Origin of the sequence: Micromonospora deserti (genome assembly GCF_003236335.1) — a bacterium.
Taxonomy (GTDB): Bacteria; Actinomycetota; Actinomycetes; order Mycobacteriales; family Micromonosporaceae; genus Micromonospora; species Micromonospora deserti.
The window spans coordinates 1-11,193 of record NZ_POUB01000200.1; the positions used below are offsets into that span (position 1 = coordinate 1).

12 protein-coding genes and 1 pseudogene are annotated in these 11,193 nt (G+C 71.6%); 3 read left to right on the forward strand and 10 right to left on the reverse strand.

Annotated features, from left to right (window positions below):
• A pseudogene (locus tag C1I99_RS23085) lies at nucleotides 1–211 on the forward strand (MFS transporter); the annotation flags it as partial.
• Between the two features lie 100 nt (nucleotides 212–311).
• On the opposite strand, the gene C1I99_RS23090 reads toward C1I99_RS23085, so the two are convergent.
• The 5 genes from C1I99_RS23090 to C1I99_RS23110 form a co-directional block, all read right to left on the reverse strand.
• On the reverse strand, nucleotides 312–1,985 hold the full coding sequence (locus C1I99_RS23090) for a glycoside hydrolase family 13 protein (RefSeq protein ID WP_111136315.1): 1,674 nt from the start codon (nucleotides 1,983–1,985) through the stop codon (nucleotides 312–314).
• Nucleotides 1,986–2,055: 70 nt separating this feature from the next.
• Nucleotides 2,056–3,102, reverse strand: a complete 1,047-nt coding sequence (locus C1I99_RS23095; RefSeq protein ID WP_111136316.1) for a LacI family DNA-binding transcriptional regulator — start codon at nucleotides 3,100–3,102, stop codon at nucleotides 2,056–2,058.
• Nucleotides 3,103–3,167: 65 nt separating this feature from the next.
• On the reverse strand, nucleotides 3,168–4,133 hold the full coding sequence (locus tag C1I99_RS23100) for a carbohydrate ABC transporter permease (protein WP_111136306.1): 966 nt from the start codon (nucleotides 4,131–4,133) through the stop codon (nucleotides 3,168–3,170).
• Nucleotide 4,134: 1 nt separating this feature from the next.
• A complete protein-coding gene (locus C1I99_RS23105) occupies nucleotides 4,135–5,184 on the reverse strand; it encodes a carbohydrate ABC transporter permease (RefSeq protein ID WP_111136307.1) in 1,050 nt (349 codons plus the stop codon).
• Nucleotides 5,185–5,256: 72 nt separating this feature from the next.
• Complete coding sequence (locus tag C1I99_RS23110; protein WP_111136308.1) at nucleotides 5,257–6,609, reverse strand: ABC transporter substrate-binding protein; 1,353 nt, start codon at nucleotides 6,607–6,609, stop codon at nucleotides 5,257–5,259.
• Nucleotides 6,610–6,855: 246 nt separating this feature from the next.
• Here C1I99_RS23110 and C1I99_RS23115 point away from each other — a divergent pair, with 246 nt between their 5' ends.
• Entirely contained in the window at nucleotides 6,856–7,629 is a 774-nt protein-coding gene (locus tag C1I99_RS23115) for a M23 family metallopeptidase (RefSeq protein WP_111136309.1), read from the forward strand.
• 277 nt (nucleotides 7,630–7,906) lie between these two features.
• Here C1I99_RS23115 and C1I99_RS33440 read toward each other — a convergent pair whose 3' ends face one another.
• From C1I99_RS33440 to C1I99_RS23130, 4 genes are read right to left on the reverse strand one after another with little or no spacing between them, the layout of a single operon-like run.
• Entirely contained in the window at nucleotides 7,907–8,050 is a 144-nt protein-coding gene (locus tag C1I99_RS33440) for a GPGG-motif small membrane protein (RefSeq protein WP_018786997.1), read from the reverse strand.
• A complete protein-coding gene (locus C1I99_RS23120; RefSeq protein ID WP_111136310.1) occupies nucleotides 8,041–8,817 on the reverse strand; it encodes a metallophosphoesterase family protein in 777 nt (258 codons plus the stop codon). The genes C1I99_RS33440 and C1I99_RS23120 overlap by 10 nt, the downstream gene beginning before the upstream one ends.
• 9 nt (nucleotides 8,818–8,826) lie before the next feature.
• A complete protein-coding gene (locus C1I99_RS23125; protein WP_111136311.1) occupies nucleotides 8,827–9,102 on the reverse strand; it encodes a hypothetical protein in 276 nt (91 codons plus the stop codon).
• The gene (locus tag C1I99_RS23130; protein ID WP_111136312.1) at nucleotides 9,099–9,683 is read right to left on the reverse strand and encodes a nucleotidyltransferase; all 585 of its coding nucleotides are present in this window, start codon (nucleotides 9,681–9,683) and stop codon (nucleotides 9,099–9,101) included. The genes C1I99_RS23125 and C1I99_RS23130 overlap by 4 nt, the downstream gene beginning before the upstream one ends.
• A gap of 156 nt (nucleotides 9,684–9,839) precedes the next feature.
• Here C1I99_RS23130 and C1I99_RS23135 point away from each other — a divergent pair, with 156 nt between their 5' ends.
• Nucleotides 9,840–10,556, forward strand: coding sequence for a dTMP kinase (locus C1I99_RS23135; RefSeq protein WP_111136313.1), 717 nt, complete (start codon nucleotides 9,840–9,842; stop codon nucleotides 10,554–10,556).
• Here C1I99_RS23135 and C1I99_RS23140 read toward each other — a convergent pair.
• A complete protein-coding gene (locus C1I99_RS23140) occupies nucleotides 10,541–11,191 on the reverse strand; it encodes an SDR family oxidoreductase (protein WP_233512662.1) in 651 nt (216 codons plus the stop codon). The genes C1I99_RS23135 and C1I99_RS23140 overlap by 16 nt on opposite strands.
• Nucleotides 11,192–11,193 lie beyond the last annotated feature (2 nt).

The following is an 11,193-nucleotide window of genomic DNA, read 5'->3' on the forward strand; positions in this document are numbered from 1 at the left end:
GGGCCGGGCGGGCGGCAACTACCTGGTCGGGATGGCCTTCCACGGGCTGCGGGCGGCCTTCCCGCCGCCGCTGAACTACGCGGTCGGGCTGGCCGCGTTCCAGCTCTTCTTCATCCCCACCGGGATCATGTACTGGCTCGCCTCGCGGACCTCCCCCGAGGACATCGAGGGTGTTCACGACCTGCTGCACGCCCGCGCCGGGCGGCTGTGAGCGTCCACGACCGCCGGGTCGAGGGACCGACGCCGAGCCGGCCCAGGCGCGCGACCCGCTCGGCGTCGGCGAACCCGGGCCGAACCCGGACGCGCGCCGGTCAGCCGCGGACCCAGACGGTCACGTCGGTGGGGACCCGCCCGTCGTCGGTGAGCGTGGCGCTGGCGGCCACCACCTCGGCACCGGCCGGCACCGGCACGGCGGCGTCGCCGAAGTTGGTCAGCACGGTCAGCCCGCCGTTGCGGAACGACAGCACCTCGTCGCCGGACTCGCGCCACTGCAGGGTGCCCCGGCCGAGCCCGTGCTCGCGGCGCAGCCGCAGCGCGGTGCGGTACAGCTCGTAGGTGGAGCCGGGCACGCCGCGCTGGCGGTCCAGCGCGTACTCCGCCCAAAGTGGCGGCTGCGGCAGCCATCTGGCGTCGGTCGGCCCGAAGCCGTACGACGGGGCGTCGGCCTCCCACGGGATGGGCACCCGGCAGCCGTCCCGGCCGCGCTGGGTGTGGCCGCTGCGCGCCCAGGTCGGATCCTGCCGGGCCTCGTCGGGCATCGTGGTGTGCTCGGGCAGCCCCAGCTCCTCGCCCTGATAGAGGTAGGCAGAGCCGGGCAGGGCGAGCATCAGCAGGGTGGCCGCCCGGGCCCGGCGCAGGCCCAGCGCGGCGTCCGGCTGCGGGTCGCCGATGCCGATCCCGTTGGGCCGGCCACCGCCGACGGGTAGCCCGAGCCGGGAGGCGTGCCGCACCACGTCGTGGTTGGAGAGCACCCAGGTGGTCGGCGCGCCGACCGCGTCGGTGGCCTCCAGCGAGCGGGTGATCACCGCGTACTGGGCCGGCGCGGTCCACGAGGCGAGCAGGTACTCGAAGTTGAACGCCTGGTGCATCTCGTCCGGCCGCACGTAGCGGGCCAGCCGCTCGGCCGGCTCGACCCACGCCTCGGCCACCAGGATCCGCTCGCCGTCGTAGCTGTCCAGCACCCGGCGCCAGTCGCGGTAGATCTCGTGCACGCCGTCCTGGTCCCACATCGGCGGGCGCGGCTTGTCGATCTCGTTGCCGGAGAGGATCTCCTGCGGCTCCCGCCAGTCGGCCAGGTCGGCCTGCTTGATCAGGCCGTGCGCCACGTCGACCCGGAAGCCGTCCACCCCGCGGTCCAGCCAGAACCGCAGCACGTCCAGGAACTCCTCCCGCACCTGCGGGTTGTCCCAGTTCAGGTCCGGCTGGCCGGAGTCGAACAGGTGCAGGTACCACTGGCCAGGTCGGCCGTCGGCATCGGTCACCCGGGTCCAGGCGGGCCCGCCGAAGACACTCTGCCAGTCGTTCGGCGGCCGGTCGCCGGCCGGGCCGAGCCCGTCACGGAAGATGTACCGGTCGCGCTCCGGGCTGCCCGCGCCGGCGGCCAGCGCCGCGGTGAACCAGCGGTGCGCCGACGAGGTGTGGTTGGGCACCAGGTCGACGATCACCCGCAGGCCGCGCGAGCGCGCCCCGGCGATCAGCTTGTCCGCGTCGGCGAGCGTGCCGAAGATCGGGTCGACGTCCCGGTAGTCGGCCACGTCGTACCCGGCGTCGGCCTGCGGGGACGGGTAGAACGGCGAGAGCCAGAGCGCGTCGACGCCCAGCTCGACGAGGTGGTCGAGGCGGGCGGTGATGCCCGGCAGGTCGCCGATCCCGTCGCCGTCGGAGTCGGCGAAGGAGCGCGGGTAGATCTGGTAGATGGCGGCCTCGGTCCACCAGCCGGTGACCGGGCCGGCGGACCTGTCCTGGGGCGTCGGGTTGGCGTTCAGGGCGTTCTCCCGTGGGTCGAGCCGTGCGAGCGGGTGAGGTGGGTCCGGGACGACGGCGGATGACTGCCGTTCAGTGTGCCCGGGGTGGCGCGGTCGATTCACGGACGACCAGCCGAGTGGGCAGGATCACCGGCGATCCGGGCGGGTCGTGGCCGGGGCCGACCGAGGGCTTCAGGCTCCGGCCGCCGAGCGGGTCCAGCAGGATCCGGGCGGCGAGCACGCCCTGCTCCGCCGCGGGCTGGGCGATGGTGGTCAGCCCGAGCACGCCGGCCAGGTCGTGGTTGTCGATGCCGATCACGCTGACGTCCTGCGGTACCCGCAGCCCGGCGTCGCGCAGCGCGCTGATCGCGCCCATCGCCATCTCGTCGCAGGCGGCGAAGATGGCCGTCGGCGGGTCGCCGCGTCGCAGCAGCTCCTCGGTGGCCCGGGCGCCGCCGTCGATGGTGAACTGCGACTCGATGTCGAGGCTCGGGTCAGGGTCCAGCCCCGCGGCCCGCAGCGCCTCCCGGTAGCCGTGGCGGCGGTCCAGGTGGGTGGTGAAGGCGAGCTCGTCGTCCGGGTCGCCGGAGATGTGCGCGATCCGCCGGTGGCCCAGGTCGAGCAGGTGCCGGGTGGCGGTCCGCGCGGCGGCCACGTCGTCGATGCGTACGCACGGCCAGCCGGGCACCACCGTGCCGGAGCTGATGATCACCCCGGGTAGGTCCAGTCGGGCGAGGGCGGTCAGCTCGGCGGCGCGCAGCGGCGTGGCGACGAGCATGACCGCGTCCACCCGCTTGTGCAGGTTAGCCGTGCGCAGCACCCGCTGGCGGATCTGCTCGCGCCCGCCGAGGTTGTAGAGCAGCAGGTCGTAGCCGGCCTGGTTGAGGAACTCCTCGACCGCCTCGACGACGATGCCGAAGAACCACCGGGTGATCCGGGGGACCACCACGGCGATGGTGCCGGTGCGGCCGCCGGCCAGCCGCGAGGCGCTCGGCGAGACGGCGTACTCCAGCTGCTCGGCGGCCGCGACCACCCGGCGTCGGGTGGCCGCCGAGACCGTCGGCAGGCCGCGCAGCGCCCGCGAGACGGTGGCCGTGGAGACCCCGGCCAGGCGGGCGACATCATCAATCTTCGTCACGATCTTCCCCGCTCCGCCGCCCTGGGTCCGCCGCCGCCGGCGCACCGGCGGCGGCGGACTGTGGATCAGCCCTTGACGCTGCCGGCGAGCAGGCCGCGCACGAAGTAGCGCTGCAGGGACAGGAACACCAGCAGCGGTACGACGATCGAGACGAACGCGCCGGCGGTGAGCCGCTGCCACTCGTTGCCCCGCGTGCCGGCCAGCTCGGCGAGCCGGACGGTGAGCGGCGCGGTCTCGTCGCCGCCCCCGGCGAAGATGAGCGCGACCAGCAGGTCGTTCCAGACCCAGAGGAACTGGAAGATGCCGAACGCGGCCAGTGCCGGGGTGATCAGCGGCAGGACGATGGTGCGGAAGATCTTCGGGTGGGTGGCCCCGTCGACCCGGGCCGCCTCCATCAGGTCCTTTGGCAGTTGCGAGATGAAGTTGTGCAGCAAGAACACGGCGAACGGAAGCGCGAAGCAGGTGTGCGCGAACCACACCTGCGCGAACTTCTGGGCGCCGTCGAGGTCCCACGCGGGCATCAGGGTGACGCCGCCCAGGCTGACCCCGTTGGAGAAGAAGCTGAGCAGCGGCACCAGGGCCATCTGCAGGGGCACGATCTGCATCGCGAAGATCGCGATGTAGACCCAGTCCCGGCCGCGGAAGTTGATCCAGGCCAGGGCGTACGCGGCCAGGGCCGCGAAGGCGAGCGGGAAGAGCACCGACGGGATGGTGATCGCCAGCGAGTTGATGAAGTAGCTGGCGAGCTGCCCGGAGGACGAGGAGCGGCCGAACAGCACCTCCTGGTAGTTGTCCAGGGTGAACTGGGGGTCGCTGAAGAACGTCCACCAGCCGGTGGTCTTGATCTGGTCCTCCGGCCGGAACGAGGAGATGAACAGGCCGAAGGTGGGGATCGTCCAGAGCAGCGCGATGACGATCGAGATCATCGTGGCGACCCGGGTGTTCAGTCGCTTGCGGACCCGCCGGGCGGTGCCCCGGCGCTCGTCCACCTGCTGGGTGCCGGTGGCGAGGGTGGGCGTGCTGGTGGTCATCTCAGCCCTCCCGCTGCTGACGCAGGTTGCGGATCTGGTAGATCACGATCGGGATGACCAGGACGAAGAGGAAGACCGCCAGCGCGGAGCCCTGCCCGTTCTGGCCGTACCGGAACGCCTGGTTGTACATCTCGTTCGCGATCACGCTGGTGTCGTAGTTGCCGTTGGTCGCGGTCCGGACGATGTCGAAGACCTTGAGCGTGGCGATCGACAGGGTCACCACCACGACGATCAGCGCCGGCCGGATGCTCGGCAGGGTGATCTGCCAGAACATCTGCCACGGGCTGACCCCGTCCAGGCGGGCGGCTTCCACGATGTCCGCCGGGATGGCCTTGATCGCCGCGGAGAGCACCACCATGGCGAAGCCGGCCTGGATCCACACCATGATCACGATCAGCAGCAGCGTGTTCAGCGGTGAGTCCAGCAGCCACTGCCGGGGCTCGCCGCCCAGGCTCACCATGATCTGGTTGAGCAGGCCGATCTGCTCCTGGCCGTCACCGCGGAAGGCGTAGACGAACTTCCAGATGATGCTGGCGCCGACGAACGAGATCGCCATCGGCATGAAGATCAGTGACTTGGCCAGCGCCTCGAACCGGGCCCGGTCGACCATGACCGCGTAGAGCAGGCCGACCGAGGTGGCCACCAGCGGCACCAGGAGCACCCAGACGAGGGTGTTCAGCAGCACCCGGACGATCGCGTCGTCGGCGAACATCCACCGGTAGTTGGCCAGCCCGACCCAGTTCTGGCTGCCGCCGTCCATGAACGACAGCAGGGTGGTGCGGATCGCCGGAACGACCAGGCCGACGAGGAGCAGCAGCGTGGCCGGCAGCAGGAAGAAGAGCGCGAAGAGCCCTTCGCGGGGCCTCGTCCGCCGGGGCGGCGGCGCGCCGCTGGCCGACGCGGCGACCAGCTGGGCCTCGCGGCGCCGGGCGAACCAGGACGGCACCACGTCGAGCAGGAGCAGCAGGCCGCCCACCACCGCGACGAAGGCCACCAGCCCCCAGAGCAACATCATCAGCTTCGGCGACTCGTCGGCGAAGTCGAAGTTCATCAACCCTCCCAAAACGGGGTGTCGGCTGCGCCGGTGGGCCGGCCCGGACGCGGGCCGGCCCACCGTCTCAGGTCACTTCGGCCAGCTGCTCTCGATGCCCTGGAGCACCGACGCGGTGTCCTTGCCGTTCACCCAGTCGACCATGCCCTTCCAGAACGTCCCTGCGCCGACGGCGGCCGGCATCAGGTCGGAACCGTCGAACCGGAAGACGCTGCTCTTGTCCTGCAGGATCTGCACGGAGAGCTTGTCGATCGGGTTGGCGACGTTGGCCAGGTCGAGCTTGTTGTTCGCGGATACCCAGTCGCCGATCTTGGCGCGGCTGTTGGCGTGCTCACCCGAGGCGAGGTAGGTCTGCACCGCCTGCACCTCCGGACGGTCGGCGAAGGCCGCGACGAACTCGCCGCCGCCGAGCACCGGCTTGCCCTTGGCCGGGTCGATGGCCGGGAAGTAGAAGGCGAAGACGTCGCCGTCCTCGGCCACCTTGGTGCCCTCGGGCCACTGGTTGGCGTAGAACGACGCCTGCCGGTGCAGCGCGCACTTGCCGGTGGTGATCGGCACGCCGGCCTCCTGGAAGGAGGTGGTGGCGATGCTCTTCACGCCGCCGAAGCCGCCGTTGACGTACTTCTCGTTCTTCAGGATGGTGCCGGCCCGGTCGAGGGCGTCGGCGACCTTGGGGTCGTTGAACGGGATGCCGTGGGTGGTCCACTGGTCGTAGACCTCGGGGCCCTGGGTCCGCAGCAGCACGTCTTCGATCCAGTCGGTGGCCGGCCAGCCGGTGGCGTCACCGGACTCGATGCCGGCGCACCACGGCTTGATGCCGGTCGCCGCGATCTTGTCGCTCAGGGTGATCAGCTCGTCCCAGGTGGTCGGGACGGTCCAGCCCTTCTCCCGGAACGTCTCCGGCGAGTACCACACGAACGACTTGACGTTCGAGCCGAGCGGGGCGCCGTAGAACTGCCCGTTGACGGTGCTGTACTTCAGCCAGTCGGCCGGGTAGTTCTGCTCGGCCATCGCCTTGGTCTCGGCGCCGGCCGGCTTGAGCTTGCCCGAGTCGACGAACCGCTGGAGCAGGCCCGGCTGCGGGATGAAGGCGATGTCGGGGGCGTTGCCGCCGTCGACCCGGACGCCGAGCTGCGCCTCGAACTCGCCGCTGCCCTCGTGGTCGATCTCGATGCCGGTGCAGCCGGAGAACTGCTCCCACGACTGCTCCAGCCGGTCGGCCTCGATGTCCCGGATCGACGAGTAGATCGTGACCTTCTTGCCGTCGTGGCCCTGGTACTTCTCGTATGGGGCACACTCGGCGGAGCCCGCCTTGCTGCTGTTGTTGTCGTTGTCGCCGCCGGTGCCGCAGGCGGTGGCGCTGAGCGCCAGCCCCAGTACGCCGGCGATCGCGAAGGCCTGGCGTGGTCTGGCAAAGACCGCCATGCCGTCCTCCTTTCTTGCCGGCGCGGCCATGCGACCCGGCGCCGGTCCGATGGGCGTCCCCACATGTAAGCGCTTGCATCCGCTTGAGGTCCACCCCTTGGCGGACACGACCGAGTAACAATCCGGAAACCGGGCCGTTGCGCCGTGGGCGCGCTCCCAGCATAGACCTCCACCTCTTTCGATCGATGACGATTTCTGTCAAGCTGATGGCAGGTCATCGAAGGATTTCGACATAGGAGGTGCTGGATGGGTAAGCGGTGGTTCAGCCTGCTCGCGGCCGGCCTGCTGGCCGCGGCGACTCTGGTCCCGGCGGCCCCGGCCATGGCCGCGCCGACCTTCAAGGTCCCGTTCCCGTGCGGCCAGACCTGGTCCGGTCAGACCCGCACCAACCACAGCCCGGCGTACGCGGTCGACTTCAACCGCACCGACGACTTCGGTGACCCGGTGGTGGCCAGCGCGCCGGGTACCGTCGACCGGGTCACCGATCTCGGCGGCACCAGTTACGGCAAGTACGTCCGGATCGCCCACGGCGGCGGCTACACGACGTACTACGCCCACCTCAACGGGTTCAACGTCTCCGTCGGCCAGAGCGTCGGCTACGGCAAGGTGATCGGCTGGGTCGGCAGCACCGGCGGCTCCACCGGCCCGCACCTGCACTACGAGCAGCGGCTCAACGGCAACGACATCCAGGTCCGGTTCAACGGCACACTCGCCCTGTACTGGGGGACGAAGTCCTACACCAGCGACAACGGCTGCTCCGGCACCACCGGCTCCGGCACCGTCAACACCAACGGGACCCCGCTGACCGTCCGGTCCGGGCCCGGCACCGGCTACACCGCGGTCGACACCGTCGCCGACGGGACCCGGGTGACCATCTACTGCCAGACCAGCGGCACCACCGTCACCGGCACCTACGGCACCAGCTCGATCTGGGACCGGATCGGCACCGGTCGCTACATCGCCGACGCGTACGTGTACACCGGCTACGACGGCTACATCCCGAACGTGCCGCGCTGCTGACCCGCCCGTGCGCGGGGCCCGGCGGCGCGGGCCCCGCGCACCTGGTCGGCGGTGAACCCGCGTACCTGGTCAGCCCTCCGGTCGCCGGACGGCGGCGCTCAGCGCGGCGGCGACGGGCAACACCCGTCGCCGCCTCCCGAACAGCGCAGGGCCGGGCTCGTCGTGACCGGTTGCTCCCGTCGAGAGGACGGAGTTCCGGTCACGACGACCCCGGCGGGTCCCATGCGGCGGCACGGCTCGTGCCCGGCGACCGTCGAGGCCGCCGCCGGCCGCCACGTCAACTGAAGATGCTGACACCACCCGGGCCGACCAGCAGACCGACCACGATGAGGACGATGCCCCACAGGATCTGCCGGCGGAAGAGCGCCAGGATGCCGGCCACCACGAGTACGACTGCGAGAATCCAGAGAATCAGCTCCATGACTGCTGGATACCCGACGCACCGACACCGGAAACCTGGGCTTGATCGAGGTGGTCGCCCAGGTGGAAGACGCTGTAGGCCTGCTTGATCACGGGGTGGGCGACGTTGCGTACACGTACCCCGCCCGGCGTGGCGCCCCGCTCGGTACCGTGGTGTGCGTGGCCGTGCAGGGCCAGCGCGGTGGGCGCCGAGTCGATCGCCTGGCCCAGCTGGTAGCTGCCGAGGAACGGGTAGATCTCCAGCGGCTCGCCGGCGAGCGTGTCCGGCACCGGGGAGTAGTGGGTCAGCGCCACCAGCACGTCGCAGTCGAGGCTCCGCAACGCCGCGCCCAGCGCGTCGGCGCTGTCGGTGGTGGTGCGGACGAACGCCTTCATCTCCGGTTCGCCGAAGTCGCTGGCGCACCGCCCGGCGAACCCGCCGCCGAACCCCTTCACCCCGGCGACGCCGAGCCGGCCGCCGGCGCAGTCCAGCACGATGCCGTCGCCCTCCAGCACGGTGATCCCGGCGTCCTCCAGCGTCCTGACCACCTGCGGCGCCTGGTCGCACTGGTGGTCGTGGTTGCCCAGCACGGTCACCACCGGCACGCCCAGCCCGCCGAACTCCCGCGCCACGCAGCGCGCCTCGGACTCGGTGCCGTGCCGGGTCAGGTCACCGGCGAGCAGCAGCGCGTCGGCGTGCCCGGACAGTTCCTCCAGGGCTGGCCGGAAGCGGCCGACCACATCCTCGTCCAGATGCACGTCGCCCACGGCGGCGATCCGGATCACCATCGAACCTCCTCAGGGCAGTTCCTCGATCTCCGTGGGCGCCTGCGTGCGGATCACCCCGATGTCGCTGGTGATCGGCACGTGCGGGAAGCGCTCGGCCACCCGGCGCAGGATCTCCTCCCGCCGGTGCGGGCTCTCCACCTCGCCGTAGAGCACGAGGCCGCGTTCCCGCCGGACCACGGTGATCCCCTGCTCGGCGACCGCCGGATCCTCGGTGAGCAGCCGGTGGATCTCGGCCTCGACATACTCGTCGGGCGGCCCGGTGGCGACGTCGCGGTGCTCGGTCACGGTGTTCCCCTCCCTCCCAGGGCGCCGGAGTACGGCACCACGTCCAGCCGATCGAGCAGCACCAGGAACGCCTCCGCGTACGGCGAGTGCTGCGTCTCCTTGCGTACCCGTTCCCAGTCGATCTGCTCCCGCAGCGAGCGGGCCAACGGCAGGGCACGGGCGAAGTCGCAGTAGTGCTGGGAGAAGCTGAGCAGCTTGTGCACCATCAACCGGGTGGCCGTGAGCACCGGCATGTGGATCGCGTCGACCGGCCGGACCACGGTGTCGGCGAACGTCTCCTCGGTCACCGGCGTCTCGATCGGCCGGTGGATCAGGTCGACCATCCGCCCATTGTCGAAGACCTTGACCAGCCAGTCCTCCGGCGGGCGCTCGGCGGTGAAGCCGGCCTCCACCAGGGCCTCCAGCGCCCGTTCGACATCCACCTCGCGGACCAGGAAGTCGACGTCGTGCTCGCTGGAGTGCCCGCCGTGGGCGTACACGGCGAAGCTGCCACCGAGGGCGAAGGGGATCTCGGACTGCTTGAGCACGGCGGCGACCTTCTTGAGGGTGTGCAAGAGACTCTCGTGCCCGCGCTCGGCCATCTGGATCTCCTGTCGTGATGGTCAGGGGGCTGGTATCGAACGTCGGTACCCGGCATTCCGGTCGGCCACACCTGGCCGGGGCGCGGGTGGGGGTCAACCGGGAGCAAATCGGATACAACACTCGTTCGCGAGCGCGCGTCGGATACCCTGGTCAGGGTGGCCAGATCAACGAGGGCGCGGCGCGGCAGGGCCCGATTGCGCGCCGTCGCCCTGATCGGCATCGACGGCTCGGGCAAGACCACTCAGGCGCACCGCCTCGCTGACGCGCTCACCGCGGCGGGCCGGCCCGCCACCTACCACCGCAACGCCGGCGGTCGCCGCTGGCTCGGCCGGCTCGCCCACCGCCTCGGGCGTCCGGACGCGCAGCGGCTCGTCGGGCGTACCGGCCTGCTGGTGGTGGAGTCCGCGCTGCGCTGGCTGGCCATCGCCGCCGCCCTGCTCGGTCGCCTGGTGACCGGGCGCGTCGCGGTGATGGACCGCTACTCCGTCTGCCAGTACGTCAGCATCCGCGCGCACGGCGGGCACCGCTGGGAGCGGCTGGCCCGGATCGCCTACCGGATCTTCCCGGCGCCGCAGGTCACGTTCCTGCTGGCGGTGGATCCGGCCGAGGCGTACCGGCGGATCGAGCAGCGGGGCACCGACCACGAGAGCATGCGTTACCTGACCGCGGCGGACGCCGCCTACCGGGCGTTGCCGGAGTATCCGACGTTCGTGGTGGTCGACGCCGGCCGCCCGCCGGAGGAGGTCTCCCGGCAGATCCAGGCCCACCTGGCCGGCTGGCTGGCCGCCCCCGCCACGCCGGCCACCGCAGCCGATCCCGCCGCCGGCCGCCGGCCCGAGGTGGAATGGCTGCCGGTTCAGGCCCGGCCGTAGACCGGGACGGCGGCGCCGCTGGTCGGCGCCGACTCGTCGGAGGCCAGGAAGCGGATCACCGGCGCGATCTCGGCCGGGTCGACCCAGCGTGAGTGGTCGGCGTCGGGTTGGGCGGCCCGGTTCGCGGGGGTGTCGATGACGCTCGGCAGCACCGTGTTGCACCGCACCCCAACCGCCTTGTACTCGACGGCCACCGCGCCCGCGAAGGCCAGCACCGCCGCCTTGGCGGTGACGTAGCCGGCCGCGCCGGGGAACGGGGCGACCGCCGCGCGGGCCGAGACGCAGACCACCGCGCCGCCGCCGGCCGCGACCAGGTGCGGCAGCGCCGCCCGGGTGACCAGCAGGGTCGGGCGCAGGTTCTGCGTCAGCATCCGGTCGAACTCCTCGACCGGCGTCTCGTGCACCAGCCCGCCACCGGCGTACCCGCCGATTAGGTTGACCACCGCCCGCAGGGGCGCCGCCCGGTCCCCGGCCGCGACCGCGACCGCCCGCTCCGCGTCGGCCGGATCGGTCAGGTCCGCCGCCAGCCGGACCGGCCCGCCCGCCGCCGGCGCCGTCGGGCCCCGGCTGTCCCGCCCGGGTACGACCACTCGCCAGCCTGCCTCGACGAAGGCGGCGGTGACCGCCCCGCCCAGCC

Coding starts and splice junctions, on each gene's coding strand:
- C1I99_RS23130 (WP_111136312.1), bottom strand. CDS start 9,683: ATGGCCGAGCGCGGGCACGAGAGTCTCTTGCACACCCTCAAGAAGGTC.
- C1I99_RS23105 (WP_111136307.1), bottom strand. CDS start 5,184: ATGAACTTCGACTTCGCCGACGAGTCGCCGAAGCTGATGATGTTGCTC.
- C1I99_RS33440 (WP_018786997.1), bottom strand. CDS start 8,050: ATGGAGCTGATTCTCTGGATTCTCGCAGTCGTACTCGTGGTGGCCGGC.
- C1I99_RS23115 (WP_111136309.1), top strand. CDS start 6,856: ATGGGTAAGCGGTGGTTCAGCCTGCTCGCGGCCGGCCTGCTGGCCGCG.
- C1I99_RS23100 (WP_111136306.1), bottom strand. CDS start 4,133: ATGACCACCAGCACGCCCACCCTCGCCACCGGCACCCAGCAGGTGGAC.
- C1I99_RS23120 (WP_111136310.1), bottom strand. CDS start 8,817: ATGGTGATCCGGATCGCCGCCGTGGGCGACGTGCATCTGGACGAGGAT.
- C1I99_RS23110 (WP_111136308.1), bottom strand. CDS start 6,609: ATGGCGGTCTTTGCCAGACCACGCCAGGCCTTCGCGATCGCCGGCGTA.